Below are 16,115 nucleotides of genomic sequence, written 5' to 3'. Positions count from 1 at the left end.
GCTAGCCCGTGGGCGGTCGAGGGGCACCCGCGTACGCCGTGGGCGGAACGCGGGCCGGCGGTGAGGGTGCAGTGGAGGCGGCGGTGGGGGTGGGTCAGCCGTGCAGCGGGGCGCCGCTGATGCCGCGCCAGGACAGCCCGACAAGCAGCTCGACGGCGCGCTCCTTGGGCACCGAGCCCGGTCCGTCGACCTGGGCCGCGAGCCACCAGCGCGCGCCGACCTCGGCCATCCCGGTCAGCCCGACGGCGAGCAGCTTCGAGTCCTCGTGGCCGAAGCCGGTGTCGTGCGCGATGGTCTCGGAGATCGCCTCGACGCACTCCGCGGTCATCTTCTCGACCCGCGCCCGCACGGCCGGGTCGTTGCGCAGGTCGCTCTCGAAGACCAGCCGGAAGGCCTCGCCGTCGCCGTCGACAAAGTCGAAGTAGGCAGCGACGCAGGCCGCCACGCGTAACCTGTTGTCGGTCGTCGACTGCAGGGCGGCCACGACCTTGCGGGTCAGGTCGGCGGCGTGCTCGTCGAGCAGCGCGAGGTAGAGCTCGAGCTTGCCGGGGAAGTGCTGGTAGAGCACGGGCTTGGAGACGCCGGCGCGCTCGGCGATGTCGTCCATCGCGGCGGCGTGGTAGCCCTGCGCGACGAAGATCTCCTGCGCAGCGCCGAGCAGCTGCTTGCGCCGGGCCTGTCGCGGCAGCCTCGTGCCGCGCGGCACGTCGCGCTCGGCGGGCGTGGGCGTCATGCGCAGACCCTAGGCGACGGGTCGGGTCGTGGTCCGCTGCTCTCGCGCACCCGTCGTACCTGCGCGTCGTCCGGAGTGGGGCCCTTACTCCTGGCCCGCGAGCTCCCGTGACCCGTGGCGGGTGCGTCGCGCGTCGAGGACCCGGTCGGGGTTGCGGCGCAGGTAGTCCTCCTCGAGCTCGGTGGTACGGGCGGTGTGGAAGTGCAGAGCGTCCTCGCTGCCGTGCAGGAAGGTGTCGTGCCGGGTCTCGTGCAGGTGCTTGAGCTCGCGCTCCAGCGCCTCGTCGCTCAGCTGCACTGCAGGCACTCCGGACATCGCTGCCTCCACTCGAGTCGCGCGCGGTCGGACCCGTCCTGCCCTGGTGGGCCGGGGTCCATCACCGATCCTGCACCCCGGCGCAAGCGGCGCCGGTTGCGAGGGCGCGTGCCGGGGTAGCACGCGACCATGATCACCAGCACGCTGCCGGAGCGGCGGTCGCTCGCCCAGGTGCGCAGGGCACGCAACGCCAGGCGGGTCGCGCTCAGCCTCCTCGTCCTGTTCGTCCTCTGCGGGGCTGCAGGGGTCTTCGGCACCCGCACCGCCGAGCGGTCCGCGAGCGGCGGCGGCTTCGACGTCACCGTGACCTACCCCGCAGTGACCCGGCCCGGCCACGCGGTCAAGTACGAGGTCCAGGTGCGCCGGGCCGGCGGCTTCGGTGGCGAGCCGATCCGGATGCGCTTCGCGGCCGACTACTTCGACCTGTTCGACGAGAACGGCTTCACACCCGACCCCGAGGCCGCGAGCGCCGACGGCGACTATGACTACTTCGAGTTCCTCCCGCCGCTCGGCGAGGTCTTCCGGGTGTCGGTCGACACCCGGGTCGAGCCGGCGGTCCAGCGCGGTCGGCGCGGCGAGGTCTCCGTCCTCGACGGCAGTGCCCGGCCCGCTGTCACCGTGACCTACCGGACGAGGGTGTGGCCCTAGATGGACGTCGTCTACCGCGCAACGGTCATCTACTTCTTCCTGTGGTTCGTCACCCGCGCGCTGGGCAAGCGCGAGCTCGGCCAGATGACCGCCTTCGAGCTCGTGCTGCTCGTGACGATGGGAGACCTCATCCAGCAGGGCACTACGCAGGAGGACTTCAGCGTCACCGGAGCGATGCTCGCCGTCGGCACCTTCGCGAGCCTGCTGCTGCTCTTCAGCTGGATCAGCTTCCGCTTCCCCCGGACCCGTACCACCCTCGAGGGCGCCCCCGTCGTCGTCATCAAGGACGGCCGGCCGTTGGAGGACGTCATGCGGCTGGAGCGGCTGTCGGACTGGGAGCTCAAGGAGGGCCTGCGCGAGCAGGGGATCGACGACGTGCGCACCGTCGCCGTCGGCATCCTGGAGCCCGACGGCAAGTTCTCGTTCTTCACCGACTCGAGCCGTGACTCCAGCAGCGACGCGCCGCAGCCGGCCGAGGGTCCCGCGCTCTGAGGGCGCGGCTCACAGCAGCGGCGCGAAGAGGTCACCCGTCGCAGCCACGCGAGCGAGGACGTCGTCGGTGACGAACACCAGGTCCGACGGCGACGTGCAAGCGGCGACCTCGTCCCAGGTGACCGGGGTGGAGACGGTCGGCCGCTCGCGGGCCCGCAGGGAGTAGACCGTCACGGTCGTCTTGGCCGGTGAGTTCTGGGACCAGTCGACGAGCACCTTGCCTGGCCGGAGGTCCTTGGCCATCCGGTGCACCACGAGGTCGGGGCGGGCCCGCTCGAGCTCCTGCGCGACGGCCTTGGCGTAGTCGTTTGTGCTCGTGCCCTTCGGTGCTCGCGCGTAGAGCTGCATCCCCTTGCTGCCGCTGGTCTTCGCGACGGGATCGAGGCCGTCGGCGCCGAGCCGCTCGCGCAGCAGCAGGGCCACCTCGCAGCACTCGACGATCGTCGCGGGCGGCCCCGGGTCGAGGTCGAACACGAGGAGGTCCGGGCGCCGCGCGACGTCCTTCGTCCGCATCACCCGCCACATGTGGGTGTGCAGCTCGAGGGCGGCCAGGTTGGCCGTCCAGACCAGGGTCGGCAGGTCGTCGCAGACGACGTAGTCGATCGTCTCGCGCTGCGTCGACGACCCCGGCGAGGGCAGCGTCACGGTCCGCACCCAGTCGGGCGTGCCCCGGGGTGCGTTCTTCTCGAAGAACACCTGCCCGTCGACGCCGTCCGGGTAGCGCTTGCGCGTCAGCGCCCGGTCGGCCAGGTGCGGGAGCAGCACCGGCGCGATGCGGGTGTAGTAGTCGATCACCTCGGCCTTGGTGAAGCCGACCGCCGGGTAGAGCACCTTGTCGAGGTTCGACAGCACCAGGGTGCGCCCCTCGACCTGCACGGGGACCTTCACTCGCGCACCACCTGCCCGGGGTCGAGGTCATCGCGCAGGCCCTTCCACGACGGGTGCCGCAGCCGCCCGTCGCGCGTCCAGGCGGTGACCTCGACCTCCCCCACGAGCACCGGTTCCACCCATCTCGCGTGCCTGGCGTGCTCGCGGGGCACCTCGTCGGCGTACGCCGGTGATGCGCGCGCGAGCGGCTCGAGCAGCTGCTGCAGGTGCGCGAGGGCTGCGCTGCTGAAGCCGGTCCCGACGTGGCCGGCGTAGCGCAGACCGCCCTCGCCGTGGACGCCGAGCAGCAGCGAGCCGATGCGTCCGCTGCGACCCCCCTCGCCGGCCTTCCAGCCACACACGACCACCGACTGGCGCAGCACGTGCTTGGTCTTCACCCAGGCTGGGCTGCGGCGGCCGGGTGCGTAGCGGCTGTCGCGCCGCTTGCTCACCAGCCCCTCCATGCCCTGGGCGCGGGTCGCGTCCGCGACCGGACCGCCCGCGCCCAGGAAGGCGGGCGGGACCTGCCAGTGGTCGCCGGAGAGCCCCAGCCCCTCGAGCACCTCCCGGCGTACGTCGTAGGGCTCGGCGAGCAGCGAGCGCTCCCCGAGGTGCAGGACGTCGAAGACGAGCAGCGTGACGGGGGTGGCGCGCATCAGTGCGGGCGACGGACCGCGGACGTGCATGCGCCCCTGCAGCAGTCCGAAGTCGGGCCGCCCGCTGTCGTCGAAGGCGACGAGCTCGCCGTCGAGCAGCGCGGGCTCGGGCGCGGTGAGACCGGCGAGCTCGGGGTATCCGGCGGTCACGTCGTTGCCGTTGCGCGAGGTCACCCGGACACCGCCGCCCTCGACCGCGACCAGGGCGCGCACGCCGTCCCACTTCACCTCGTGGGCCCAGCCGTCGTCACCCTGGGGAAGCGCACCGGTGGTCGCCAGCATCGGGGACAGGCCGCGCGGGAGCACCTGGCCAGCATGCCCCCCCTTGCACGCGAGGGGTGTGCGACGGAGGCACGAGGCGATACCGTCCCCCCGGGAGGGGGCCGAGGCGGGTGTGTGGACCCGCCTCGGTCGCCTCTCAGCCCCGCGGGGCGGACGGTCGGACGGCGGCTCGACCTGCCGCGAACGGGGTAGGGAGACGGCGTGCGGGCGATCTGGAAGGGCAGCATCAGCTTCGGGCTGGTGACGATCCCGGTGAAGCTGTTCAGCGCCACCGAGGAGAAGGACGTGTCCTTCCACCAGGTCAGGCGCTCGGACGGCTCGCGGATCAAGTACAAGCGGGTCGCCGCGGCCGACGGTGAGGAGGTCGCCTACGGCGACATCGCCAAGGGCTACGAGCTGAGCTCCGGTGAGACCGTCGTCCTGACCGACGACGACTTCAAGGACCTGCCGCTCACCACGAACCGCGCCATCGACGTGCTGCAGTTCGTGCCGCTCGAGCAGGTCGACCCCATCTACTTCGCCAAGAGCTACTACGTCGAGCCGGACAAGGCCGGCACCAAGCCCTACGTCCTGCTGCGCGACGCCCTCGAGGACAGCGGCAAGGTGGCCGTCGTCAAGGTGGCGCTGCGCAACCGGGAGTCGCTCGCGACCCTGCGGGTCCGCGACGGCGTCTTCGTGCTCGAGACGATGCTGTGGCCCGACGAGGTGCGGGTCCCGGCGTTCGACTTCCTCGGCGAGGACGTCGAGGTCCGGCCGCAGGAGCTGGTCATGGCCGGCTCGCTCATCGAGACGCTGTCGGGCGACTTCGACCCGACGCAGTACACCGACTCCTACCGCGAGGCCTTGCAGGCCGTCATCGAGGCGAAGGTGGAGGGCCGCGAGGTCGTCCAGCCCGAGGCGGCGCAACCGACCTCGGGCACGGTCGTGGACCTCATGGCTGCGCTCCGCGCGAGCGTCGAGGCGGCCAAGAGGGAGCGCGCCGACACCGGGGGTCAGGCGGCGAACGAGGCCGCGGCCGGGAAGGCGCCGTCCCGGGCGCCCGCGAAGGCGGCTGGGAAGAGGGCCCCCGCGAAGCCGTCTGCCACCACGAAGAAGGCAGCCACCACCACGAAGAAGGCAGCCCCCGCGAAGAAGGCAGTGCGCAAGAGCGCCTGACTCAAGCGCGGGCTCTCCGCCGCCGATGCACGCAAGGGGGCGTCGTCGCCCTGCCACTGACAGGGAGCCGCGCTGTGACCGCCACGGACTATCGCGACGTCGTCGACGCGCTCCGTGCCGTGCCGGGCGTCTCCGAGGCGCAGGTCGAGCCCGACGACGAGGGCGGGTTGGGCGTGCTGCGGCTCGGCCTCGACCCCGGTGTCGACGAGGTCGAGGTCGCGACGAGCGTGGGCCGGGTCCTGCGCGAGCAGTTCGGCCTCGGGGTCGACGCCGAGCGGGTGCAGATCGTCGAGGACGCCGACATCGCCGACCCGATACCGCACGTCACCACCCTGGTGCCGGAGCAGCGCGTCCGGCCGGCCATCAACCGCATGCACCTCGTGTCCTCGGGGCTGGACGTCACCGCCACCGTGACCCTGTCCTCCGGTGACCGTCTGCTCGCCGGTGAGGCCAGGGGCACCGCGTCGCAGAGCGGCGTGCAGCGCGCGGTCGCGAACGCGACCTTGCGCGCCGTGGAGGAGCTGCTCGACCACGCGGTGCGCTTCGAGCTCGACCACCTCGAGGTCACCGCCGTCGGCTCCGACCGCACCGTCCTGGTGTCGCTCACGATGGTGAGTACGCGCGGCTCCGAGCGGCTCACCGGCGCGGCACACGTCCGCGAGGACGTCCGGCAGGCAGTCATCCGCAGCACCCTCGACGCCCTCAACCGACGGCTCGAGACCCTGCTGTCCTGACGGGTCCGCTCGGGGCTCGACCGTGGGCTAGCGTCCCCCGCCATGACGGGGACGGTGTGCCTGCAGGGCGGTGGCGAGTTCTCACCCGGCTGCCGCGCGATGGACGCCGACCTGCTCGAGCGAGCAGGCGGGCGCGCGGCGCGCGTCGTCGTCACAGCGCTCGCCGGCACGCCAGGCCGCGACTACGCGACCGCCACGGCCAACGGCGTCAGTCACTTCAGGGCGATCGGGGGCACCGACGTCGTCGCTGCGCCTGACGTCCGCGAGGACCGTGCCGGAGCCGTCGACGCGATCGGTGCGGCCCAGCTGCTCGTCCTGCCCGGCGGGTCGCCGAGCCGGCTGCTCACCGCGCTGCGCTCCACTCCCATCGGTGGGCTGGTGTCCGAGGTGCTGGCGCGAGGCGGCGTCGTGATGGGCGCGAGCGCCGGTGCGATGGTGCTGTGCCCGTGGACGGTCCTGCCGGACCGCTCCGGGCCGGAGGGGTTTGGGATCGAGGTGGGGCTGGCGGCCGTGGGCGACGTGTCGGTCGTTCCGCACTGGAGCGGTGGGTCCTCGCGAGGTGACTGGCTGCGGGCGCTGGCCTCGACCGGGACCGTCGTGCTCGGCCTGCCGGAGGAGTCCGGGGTGCTCGTGACGGGCGACCGGGTCACTGCCGTGGGACGGGCCGGCACGACCCTGGTGTCGGAGGGGCGGCTCCTGGAGCTCGGCGAGACGGTCGAGCTGGCCTGATCTGCGCGTCTGGGGGCGCGACAGGCACCCGAGATCATCGTTTCCAGGGCTTGCGGGTGGGATGCTCGCGCTGCCGCTCTCAGAACGAGGTGCGGCGCGGGTCGAGGAGGACAGGCGTGGACAGCTTCGCGGGCGGCGGTGCCGGCGCACAGCCGGGGCCGGCGCAGGTCCCGGGCATGGCCGGGCCCGGGCCCGACCCCCTCTCGGACCGGATGCGCGCCTTGCTCTCCCGCGCCACCGAGGACCAGCTGTCCGAGCAGCGCCGCGTCGCCGACGCGCTGTCCGACATCCGCATGCTCGTCGACGGTCTCGGTAACGAGCTGCGCGGCACGGCGTCGGCCGCCCGACTCGAGCGCCTCGGCGGTGAGCTCGCGACCGTCTCGCAGGAGCTCCGGACCTCCACCTCCGGCCTGTCCGAGCGCCTCGACCGCCTCGCGACCCGGGTCGACGACCTCGGCGGCGAGCGTGACGCGTCCGGTGACGCAGACGCGGCCGTCGCGGCCCTCGCCGCCGACCTGCGGGCGCAGAGCGCCTCCGTGGAGCGGGTCGGCGCCCTGCTGGGCTCGCTCGCCCCCGTCCTGTCCGGTCTCCAGGAGAGGGTGGCCGGACTCGACGAGCGGCTCTCCGTCCTCGCCGTGCTCCCCGAGCTGCGGGGCCGCCTCGCGGCGCTGGAGGACGTCGGTCCGGGAGTGCCCGCGGTGCGGACGGCCGTCGCGGAGCTGCGCGCCTCGGTCGACTCCCTCACCGACCGCTCCGACGGCGACCTCACCGTCGAGCTGCGCGGGGAGCTCTCCGCGCTCGCCGCGCGCATCGACGGGATGACCGGCGTCGACGCTCTGCGCCCTGACCTCGAGGGCCTGTCCACCAAGCTCGCAGCCCTGGGCGAGGCCGTCACGGCTCGCCCGGCCGACGACCCCGCCGAGCTCGCCGACCGGCTCCGCGACGGCGTCGTGGCCGCGCTGTCCGACCGGCTCGCTTCACTGGCCCCCACGTCCGACCCCGAGGTCACGGGGCGGCTGGACCGGCTCGACACCCGCCTGTCGGTCTTCGAGGAGCGACTGCTCGCCGTGGCGGAGCGCATCGGTGACATCGGTGACGCAGCGGGCGGGGTGCCCGCGCTCTCGACCGACGTGGCGTCCCTGCGCGCAGCCGTCCGCGACATCGCCGCAGCCAGTGCCCGCACCGACCCGACGGTCGCGCTGCAGGCCCTTCGCGAGGACGTCGAGGACGTCGGGAGCCGGCTCGCCGACATCACGCCCGCGTCGCCGGCTGTCGTCGCGCAGGCCGTCGCGGACAAGCTCGTCGACGCGCTCGCCCCGCGGGTCGCCGACGTCGTCCTGCACCGGCTCGGCTCCACGGTGGCCGAGCAGGTGGAGCCCGTCGTGCGTGCCCGTGTCGAGGCCGCGACGAGCGCGAGCGAGCAGCGCCTGGTCGCCCACGTCGACGAGGCCGTCCTCGCCCTCGCCGAGGCGCTTCTCAAGCGCCCGGTCCGCTCTCGCAAGTCGGCGGCGTCCGCGTCGGCTGCGCCCGCACCGACCCCCGAGCCGGCTGCCGACGCCGTGGCTCAGGACAGCAAGGCTCAGGACACCGAGGCCCAGGACAGCAAGGCTCAGGACACCGAGGCTCAGGACACCGAGGCCCAGGACACCGAGGCTCAGGACACCGAGGCCCAGGCTCCTCTCGACACGAATGCGGGTCAGGCCCCGATCGGGGCTACCGACGACGCCACCTCTACCTCCGCAGAGGCCCCGACCGCCGCAGACGCCCCGGACGCCCCGGACGCCCCGGACGCCCCGGCGACCTCCGCCGAGCCGCCGTCGGGCAACCGACGCCGAGCGAGCGCCCGGGTGCTGGACCCGACCCCGGGTCTGGACGAGGACGACAGCGACCCCCTCCCCGGTGTCGCGGACGGGGCTGAGGACCGCGAGCCGGGGCCGAGCCGGCGACCCACCCGCCCCCCCTTCACCCCCCGTGCCGCGGCGTCGCGGCCGACGACCCCGCGGCAGAAGGGCAACCCCAGCGCTGCCGCGCCCTCGGCGCAGCCGGAGCAGGGACGACCCACCCCACGCCCGAACAGGCCCGCCGGCAGCAAGCCCGCGCCCCCCACAGCTCCGCCCAAGGCCGCCCCGCCGAAGGCCAGCCCGGCCAAGGCCGATCCGTCAGAGGCCACTCCGCCCAGGAGCGGTCCGCGCCCGGCTGCGCCTGCTGCGGGGACACCCGGTGCGGCCGCACCGGACCCCTCGACATCGCGCCCCGCCACCACTACCCCGCCTGCCGCTCCGGCGAGCGATGAGCCCATGCGGGTCCGGCCGGCCGCTCCGCGACCTGTGCCCCCCGCTGCGGCGCCGCCTGCGCCCGAGCCTGACAAGAGACGGCCGTGGTGGCGGCCCGGCGGCTGAGCCGCGCCCCTTCCACCACAGGCCCCGCACACGACAGCAGGCCGGTCCCCGAGGGGACCGGCCTGCGTCGTACCTGCCTGTGACCAGCGCGAGCCAGTGACTAGCGCAAGGCGTCCTTGACCTTCTCGCCGGCCTGCTTGAGGTTGCCGACGGCCTCGTCCTTCTTGCCCTCGGCCTGCAGCGACTCGTCCTTCGTCGCGCCACCCACGCGCTGCTTCACGTCGCCCTCGACCTGCTGAGCGGCGTTCTTCATCTTGTCGACGGTGCTCATGGGGAGCCTCCTTCACTCGGTGACAGAGGTGTGCCCCCAACGGGAACGACGACACCGGCGGGTGAGAGGTGTCACCTCGAGGTCAGCGTGGGAGCGTCGAGGCATGGACCGCGACGTGAGGCGCACCGGCGGGGCCGCGACCGCGGTGCTGGCCGCGGCGCTCGTCGTGGCGCTGGCGGGCCCTGGCGGCCCGCAGGCCGGCGCAGCCCCGCCGTCCGCGCCTGTGCCGCTGGCACCCCTTGCGCCCTCGCTGTCAGACCCACCTCTCGCGCAGCCCAGCGCGGTCGTGCCCCCTCGCGCGCCCGTCCGCGCACCGGCGGTCGTCCGGCGCGGCAACGGTGATCTCGCGCGGGTCGCGGGCGCCGGCGCCCGGTCCGGCAGCGGTCCGCTGCGCCGCTACACCGTCGCGGTGGAGGGTGGCCTCGGCATCGACCCGGCCGGGTTCGTGCGCACCGTCGAGCGGGTCCTCGCCGACGAGCGCTCCTGGGGAGGTGGCGGTCGGCTGTCGTTCCAGCGGGTCGCCGACGGACCGGTGTCGTTCCGCGTCGTGCTGGCGAGCCCCACGACGACCGACCGGCTGTGCGCACCGCTGCGCACCAACGGCCGCTTCTCCTGCGGCACCGGCAGCACCGCCGTCGTCAACAGCATGCGGTGGCTGCGCGGCGCCGCGTCGTACGCCGGTCGGCTCGAGGCCTACCGGGCCTACGTCGTCAACCACGAGGTCGGCCACGCGCTCGGTCGGGGTCACATGTCCTGCCCTGGTCGGGGGCTGCCCGCACCGGTCATGGTGCAGCAGACGAAGGGCACCGGTGGCTGCGTCGCGCAGCCCTGGCCCTACCCCTGACCCCGTGTCCGGGAATCCCGGCGCCCCTGCGACCCTTGAGCCAGAGGAGAACAGCCCCGGATCGAGGAGTACGACGTGTCGCTGCCGCCCCTGGTCGAGCCCGCCGACGAGCTGACCCGTGACGAGGTCATGCGCTACAGCCGCCACCTGATCATCCCGGACGTCGCGACCGCCGGGCAGAAGCGGCTCAAGAACGCCAAGGTGCTCGCGGTCGGTGCGGGTGGGCTCGGCTCGCCGACCCTGATGTACCTCGCCGCAGCCGGAGTCGGCACCCTCGGGATCATCGACTTCGACATCGTCGACGAGTCCAACCTGCAGCGCCAGATCATCCACGGCCAGAGCGACATCGGCCGGCCGAAGGCGCACAGCGCCCGCGACAGCGTCCTGGAGATCAACCCGCTCATCACGGTCAACCTCCACGAGGAGCGGCTCGACTCGACCAACGTGATGGAGGTCTTCGCGCAGTACGACCTCATCGTCGACGGCACCGACAACTTCGCGACGCGCTACATGGTCAACGACGCGGCGTTCCTGCTCGGCAAGCCCTACGTCTGGGGCTCGATCTACCGCTTCGACGGCCAGGCGTCGGTCTTCTGGCCGACCGCGCCCGGTGTCGAAGCGCCCTGCTACCGCTGCCTCTACCCCGAGCCGCCGCCCCCCGGGATGGTCCCCTCGTGTGCCGAGGGCGGCGTCCTGGGCGTGCTGTGCGCGTCGATCGGCGCGATCCAGACCACCGAGGCCATCAAGCTCCTCACCGGCATAGGTGACCCGCTCGTCGGCTCGCTGATGGTCTACGACGCCCTCGAGATGACCTACCGCAAGATCAAGGTCCGCAAGGACCCCGAGTGCCCGCTGTGCGGCAAGAACCCCACCATCATCTCGCTCATCGACTACGACGCCTTCTGCGGTGTCGTGTCGGAGGAGGCGCAGGAGGCCGCCGCCGGCTCGACGATCCTCGCGACCGAGCTGAAGGCCAAGATGGACGCGGGCGAGGACTTCCTGCTCGTCGACGTCCGCGAGCCCGCCGAGTTCGAGATCGTGCGGATCCCCGGCTCCGTGCTCATCCCGAAGGGCGACATCCTCAACGGCAGTGCGCTGGCCGACCTGCCGCAGGACAAGCAGATCGTCCTGCACTGCAAGAGCGGCATCCGCTCCGCCGAGGCGCTCGCCGCGCTCAAGGCCGCGGGCCTCACCAACTCGGTGCACGTGCAGGGCGGCGTGCTCGCCTGGGCCGCCCAGGTCGACCCCTCGCTCCCGACCTACTGACGGGCCGACTGATGGCCCGCGCGGCCTCGGTGAGCGCGGGGCTGTCGGTCCGCCCGGGACCGGGCGGCGAGCCGAGCGCCTACTCCCGCGAGGTCCTCGAGGCGGTCGCCCACGTCCCCCGCGGCCAGGTCGCGTCCTACGGCGACATCGCCGAGTGGATGGGCCGTGGGACGGCACGCACCGTGGGGGCGGTGATGAGCCGCCACGGTCACGAGGTGGCCTGGCACCGCGTGGTGCAGGCGAGCGGGCGCCCCGCGGAGCCGCTGCTGCAGGAGGCGCTCGCGCTGCTGCGCGCCGAGGGCTGCCCGGTGGAGGGCGAGCGGGTCGTCATGGCGCGGGCCAGGTGGGACGGGCGCGAGGCATAGGCCGCTCGACCGTTGGGTAGGTACGTCAGCACAGCGGCTCCACCCAGTGCCCCCGCACTCTGTCGGGGTTGCCGCCCACCCGCTGTCTCCCCTCACCAGACGGAGTGTTCTCACCATGCGCCTGCGCACCCTGCTCGTCGGCAGCCTTGCCACTGCTGCCTCCCTCACCGGCACCGCCCTCGTGGCGTCCCCGGCCTCCGCCGCACCCGCCTTCGCACCGGCCGCCACGGCGACCGTCAAGCCCGGCGTGCAGACCTACACCCAGGGTGCCCAGTGCACCGCCAACTTCGTCTTCACCGACGGAGCCAGGGTCTTCATCGGCCAGGCCGCGCACTGCTCCGGCACCGGTGCGGCGACCGACACCAACGGCTGTGACGCGGGCTCGCTGCCGCTGGGCACGCCGGTCGAGGTCACCGGCGCGAGCAAGCCGGGCACGCTCGTCTACAGCTCGTGGCTCGCCATGCAGGCCAACAACGAGACCAACGGCGAAGCCTGCGACTACAACGACTTCGCGCTCATCGAGCTCGACCCTGCCGACGTCTCCCGCACCAACCCGAGCGTGCCGTTCTTCGGTGGCCCGACCGCGCTGGGCGCCGGCACGTCGTTCGGCGACAGCGTCTACAGCTACGGCAACTCCTCGCTGCGCTTCGGCATCAGCCAGACCTCGCCCAAGCGCGGGACGTCGCTCGGTGACAGCCCCGCGGGCTGGAGCACCACGGTCTACACCGTGACCCCCGGCATCCCCGGTGACTCCGGCTCGGGCTTCCTCGACGAGACCGGCCGCGCCTTCGGCACGCTGTCGACGGTCGCGCTCGCGCCGTTCGCCGGCAGCAACGGCGTGAGCAACCTCGCCAAGGAGCTCGCCTACGCCCAGGCCAACGGCTTCGCCGGCGTGACCCTCGTCCCCGGTGACGTGCCGTTCTCCGGCAGCCGCCTCGTCTAGCAGGCGCTTCACGTCGTACGACGAAGGCCGGTCCCTGAGAGAGGGGCCGGCCTTCGGCGTGCAGGGGGCCGGGCGGGTGTCGTACCCGCGTGATGGACTGCTGCGGTCGTGAGCACCCGTCAGCACACCCAGCCGCCCCAGCCGGGGCCCTACCGGCTGCTGCGCAACGCGCCACCGCCCGCGCGGGCCCTGCGGCCGGACGCCGCGCAGCAGGCCGTGCTCGACCACGGTGCGCGGGCCGGCTCCGGTCCGCTGCTCGTGCTCGCCGGTCCCGGCACCGGCAAGACCACGACGCTGGTCGAGCTGGTCGCCCGTCGGGTCGAGGCGGGGCTGCGCGCCGACGAGGTCCTCGTCCTCACCTTCAGCCGCAAGGCCGCGGGCGAGCTGCGCGACCAGATCACCGCGCGGCTCGGCACCCCCACGGCCGGTCCGTCGGCGTGGACCTTCCACGCCTTCTGCTACGCCCTGCTGCGCGAGCACGCGCCCCCGGACGCCTACGGCGTGCCGGTCCGGCTGCTGTCCGGCCCGGAGCAGGACGTCGCGCTGCGCGAGCTGCTGCGCGGCTCGCTCGAGCTCGGTCGCGCCTGGCCCGAGTCGCTGCGCCCCGCGGTCACGACGCGCGGCTTCGCGGAGGAGGTGCGCGGGCTGCTCAGCCGCGCCCGCGAGGTCGGCCTCGACCCCGACCAGCTCGGTGCGCTGGCCGTCCGCGAGGGCCGCGGCGACTGGGCGGCGCTGTCGTCGTTCTTCGGTGAGTACCTCGACGTCCTCGACGCGCAGGGTGCCCTCGACTACGCCGAGCTGGTCCACCGCGCGGTGCTGCTGGCCGAGCGCCCCGATGTCGCCGACCAGCTGCGCGGGCGCTTCGCCGCCGTCGTCGTCGACGAGTACCAAGACACCGACCCCGCCCAGGAGCGGCTGCTGCAGGCGCTCGCCGGGGGTGGCCGTGACCTCGTCGCCGTCGGCGACCCCGACCAGGCGATCTACGCCTTCCGGGGGGCGGAGGTGCGCGGGCTGCTCGACTTCCCCGACCGCTTCCCGACGACGACAGGCGCGCCTGCCCCCGTCCTCGCGCTGACGACCTGCCGGCGCAGCGGCGAGGCCTTGCTGGAGGTGTCGCGCCGGGTGGCCGCCCGCATCCCGGCGCCCGGGCTGCCGGTCGACCAGCTGCGACCCCACCGCGAGCTGCGGGCCGCCGAGGGCGCCCCGCCCGGCGATGTGGAGGTCCACACCCACCCGTCGGTCGGGGCGGAGGCTGACGCGGTCGCGGACCTGCTCCGCCGCGAGCACCTCGAGCGGGGCACCCCCTGGTCGCGGATGGCCGTCCTGGTCCGCTCCGGTGCCCGCTCCGTCCCGCTGCTGCGCCGGGTCCTCACCGCGGCCGGCGTCCCCCTCGACGTCGCCGGCGACGAGCTGCCGCTCGGGCAGGAGCCCGCGGTGGCGCCGCTGCTGCTCGCCCTGCGCGTCGCTGCCGACCCGACCGTGCTGACCGCCGAGGCTGCGCGCCAGCTGCTGCTGTCGCCGCTCGGCGGCGCCGACCCCGGTGCGCTGCGCCGGCTCGGGCGCGACCTGCGCGCTCTTGACCGGCTCGCCAACGAGCGCGACCCCGACGCGCCCTCGCGGCTGCCGGCCCCCTCGGCCGATCTGCTGCGCGAGGCGGTCGCGGACCCGCGCAGCCTCGTCGTGCTCGACCCTGCCGTGGTGCGGTCGGCGGTCCGGCTCGCCGCGCTGCTGGCCGCGGCGCGCAGGGTCCTGCCCGACGGCCCCGAGGCTGCGCTGTGGGAGCTCTGGAGCGGCTCGGCCTGGCCGACCCGACTCGAGTCCGCGTCGCTGTCCGGCGGCGCAGCCGGTCGGGCGGCCGACCGCGACCTCGACGCGGTGGTGGCGCTGTTCTCCCTTGTCGGGCGGGCCCAGGAGCAGCGCCCGGCGCTGTTCGCCCCTGGCACGGGGCACGACCCCGGCAAGGGCGTCGCTGCGCTGCTCGACGAGATCGAGGCGCAGCGGATCCCGGGCGACACCCTGTCCGAGACGGGGGTCCGCGGCGAGTCCGTGCGGCTGCTCACCGCCCACCGCAGCAAGGGGCTGGAGTGGGACGTCGTGGTCGTCACCGGTGTGCAGGAGGGCGTCTGGCCCGACCTGCGGCGCCGGTCCACGCTGCTCGAGACCGAGCGGCTCGGGGGCGACGAGCTGCGCGAGCCGACCGACCGCGCGAGCCTGCTCGCCGACGAGCGGCGCCTGTTCTACGTCGCGCTGACCCGCGCCCGCCGCCGGCTCGTCGTCACCGCCGTCGACAGCCCCGACGACGACGGGGAGCGGCCGTCGCGGCTGCTCGCCGAGACCGGCGTCGAGGTCCGCCAGCACCTCGACCGGGTCGCCCGCCCACTGTCGCTGCCGTCGCTGGTCGCGACCCTGCGCCGCCGCGCCGTCGACCCCCGCAGCACCCCGGCGATGCGCCGCGCTGCCGCGGCCCGGCTGGCCCGGCTCACCGTCGCGGTCGACGACACCGGTGCCCCGCTCGCCCCCGCGGCGAGCCCCGACCGCTGGTGGGGCCTGGTCGAGACCACCACCTCCGAGCACCCCGTGCTCGGCGCGGGCGAGCCGGTCCGGCTGTCGGGCACGTCGCTGTCCGGGCTCGACGAGTGCCCGCTGCGGTGGTTCCTCGAGCACGAGGTCCACGCCGACTCACCGGCCAGCACCGCGATGGGCTTCGGCGGGGTCCTGCACGCCCTCGCCCACGAGGTCGCCACCGGGCAGACACCCCCGGAGCTCGACGTCCTCATGACCCGGCTCGACAAGGTCTGGTCCCAGCTGGCCTACGACGCGCCGTGGCAGTCCCGCCAGCAGCACGACGAGGCCCGTGCCGCCCTGCAGCGCTTCCTCATCTGGCACAGCGCGTCCCGCGGCCGCACCCTCGTCGCCACCGAGATCGGCTTCGACGTGCCCGTCGAGGCAGGGTCGGGGGAGCACGCCGCCACCGTCCGACTGCGCGGCTACATGGACCGCGTCGAGCTCGACGAGGACGGCCGGGTCCACGTCGTCGACCTCAAGACCGGCAAGAGCGCGCCGGGCAAGAAGGACCTCGAGACCCACGCCCAGCTCGGCACCTACCAGCTCGCGGTGCGCGAGGGCGCGCTCGACGAGCACGTCGCCACCCGCGAGGTCGGCGGCGCCGAGCTCGTCATGCTGCGGCTCGACGGGCCCGACGGCCCGAAGGTCCCCCAGCAGCCGGCCCTGCCGCCCGGCCGCAGCTGGGTCGAGGACCTGCTCGACGCCGCGGTCCGCCGGGTGCTCACCGAGTCCTTCCCGCCCAGCCCGCAGGAGCGCTGCGACCGGTGCGCGTTCCGACGTGCCTGCCCCGCGCAGCCCGACGGCCGGCAGGTGGTGGAGTGAGCACCCCAGCACGTCCCTCGCTGCGCTCA

General features: G+C 74.0%; 16 protein-coding genes. 11 read left to right on the top strand and 5 right to left on the bottom strand.

The window, feature by feature from the left end; genetic code table 11:
- Positions 1-94 precede the first annotated feature (94 nt).
- Together Q8R60_12395 and Q8R60_12390 are read right to left on the bottom strand one after the other, a co-directional pair.
- A complete protein-coding gene (locus Q8R60_12395; GenBank protein ID MDP3713269.1) occupies positions 95-733 on the bottom strand; it encodes a TetR/AcrR family transcriptional regulator in 639 nt (212 codons plus the stop codon).
- Between the two features lie 84 nt (positions 734-817).
- Entirely contained in the window at positions 818-1,048 is a 231-nt protein-coding gene (locus tag Q8R60_12390) for a DUF6158 family protein (GenBank protein MDP3713268.1), read from the bottom strand.
- Between the two features lie 129 nt (positions 1,049-1,177).
- Here Q8R60_12390 and Q8R60_12385 point away from each other — a divergent pair, with 129 nt between their 5' ends.
- On the top strand, positions 1,178-1,696 hold the full coding sequence (locus Q8R60_12385) for a hypothetical protein (GenBank protein ID MDP3713267.1): 519 nt from the start codon (positions 1,178-1,180) through the stop codon (positions 1,694-1,696).
- Entirely contained in the window at positions 1,697-2,188 is a 492-nt protein-coding gene (locus Q8R60_12380) for a DUF421 domain-containing protein (GenBank protein ID MDP3713266.1), read from the top strand.
- 9 nt (positions 2,189-2,197) lie between these two features.
- On the opposite strand, the gene ligD (Q8R60_12375) is transcribed toward Q8R60_12380, so the two are convergent.
- Positions 2,198-3,076: a non-homologous end-joining DNA ligase gene (gene ligD, locus Q8R60_12375; GenBank protein ID MDP3713265.1), complete on the bottom strand. Its 879-nt coding sequence runs from the start codon at positions 3,074-3,076 to the stop codon at positions 2,198-2,200.
- Positions 3,073-4,017, bottom strand: coding sequence for a non-homologous end-joining DNA ligase (gene ligD / locus Q8R60_12370; GenBank protein MDP3713264.1), 945 nt, complete (start codon positions 4,015-4,017; stop codon positions 3,073-3,075). Before ligD (Q8R60_12370) ends, ligD (Q8R60_12375) begins: the two co-directional genes overlap by 4 nt.
- A 177-nt stretch (positions 4,018-4,194) precedes the next feature.
- On the opposite strand from ligD (Q8R60_12370), the gene Q8R60_12365 reads away from it, so the two are divergent.
- The 4 genes from Q8R60_12365 to Q8R60_12350 all read left to right on the top strand — a co-directional run bounded on the left by Q8R60_12365 (position 4,195) and on the right by Q8R60_12350 (position 9,010).
- Positions 4,195-5,148 carry a Ku protein gene (locus Q8R60_12365; GenBank protein ID MDP3713263.1) on the top strand — a complete coding sequence of 318 codons (954 nt, stop codon included), beginning with the start codon at positions 4,195-4,197 and terminating at the stop codon, positions 5,146-5,148.
- A 74-nt stretch (positions 5,149-5,222) separates the two neighbouring features.
- A complete protein-coding gene (locus Q8R60_12360) occupies positions 5,223-5,882 on the top strand; it encodes a hypothetical protein (GenBank protein MDP3713262.1) in 660 nt (219 codons plus the stop codon).
- 42 nt (positions 5,883-5,924) lie between these two features.
- A complete protein-coding gene (locus Q8R60_12355; GenBank protein MDP3713261.1) occupies positions 5,925-6,611 on the top strand; it encodes a Type 1 glutamine amidotransferase-like domain-containing protein in 687 nt (228 codons plus the stop codon).
- Positions 6,612-6,727: 116 nt separating this feature from the next.
- Entirely contained in the window at positions 6,728-9,010 is a 2,283-nt protein-coding gene (locus Q8R60_12350; protein ID MDP3713260.1) for a hypothetical protein, read from the top strand.
- A gap of 100 nt (positions 9,011-9,110) precedes the next feature.
- On the opposite strand, the gene Q8R60_12345 is transcribed toward Q8R60_12350, so the two are convergent.
- Positions 9,111-9,281 carry a CsbD family protein gene (locus Q8R60_12345; GenBank protein ID MDP3713259.1) on the bottom strand — a complete coding sequence of 57 codons (171 nt, stop codon included), beginning with the start codon at positions 9,279-9,281 and terminating at the stop codon, positions 9,111-9,113.
- A gap of 103 nt (positions 9,282-9,384) precedes the next feature.
- Between Q8R60_12345 and Q8R60_12340 the strand changes: the two genes are divergently transcribed.
- From Q8R60_12340 to Q8R60_12320, 5 genes are all read left to right on the top strand, one after another.
- On the top strand, positions 9,385-10,125 hold the full coding sequence (locus Q8R60_12340; GenBank protein MDP3713258.1) for a DUF3152 domain-containing protein: 741 nt from the start codon (positions 9,385-9,387) through the stop codon (positions 10,123-10,125).
- A 75-nt stretch (positions 10,126-10,200) separates the two neighbouring features.
- The gene (gene moeZ, locus Q8R60_12335; protein MDP3713257.1) at positions 10,201-11,391 is read left to right on the top strand and encodes an adenylyltransferase/sulfurtransferase MoeZ; all 1,191 of its coding nucleotides are present in this window, start codon (positions 10,201-10,203) and stop codon (positions 11,389-11,391) included.
- 11 nt (positions 11,392-11,402) lie between these two features.
- The gene (locus Q8R60_12330; GenBank protein MDP3713256.1) at positions 11,403-11,756 is read left to right on the top strand and encodes an MGMT family protein; all 354 of its coding nucleotides are present in this window, start codon (positions 11,403-11,405) and stop codon (positions 11,754-11,756) included.
- 115 nt (positions 11,757-11,871) lie between these two features.
- Positions 11,872-12,699 carry a serine protease gene (locus Q8R60_12325; GenBank protein MDP3713255.1) on the top strand — a complete coding sequence of 276 codons (828 nt, stop codon included), beginning with the start codon at positions 11,872-11,874 and terminating at the stop codon, positions 12,697-12,699.
- A 108-nt stretch (positions 12,700-12,807) separates the two neighbouring features.
- Positions 12,808-16,086, top strand: a complete 3,279-nt coding sequence (locus tag Q8R60_12320) for an ATP-dependent DNA helicase (protein MDP3713254.1) — start codon at positions 12,808-12,810, stop codon at positions 16,084-16,086.
- Positions 16,087-16,115: the final 29 nt, after the last annotated feature.

Source organism: Mycobacteriales bacterium (assembly GCA_030697205.1).
Classification (GTDB): domain Bacteria; phylum Actinomycetota; class Actinomycetes; order Mycobacteriales; family SCTD01; genus JAUYQP01.
This window is presented reverse-complemented; position numbering and strand designations above follow the sequence as displayed.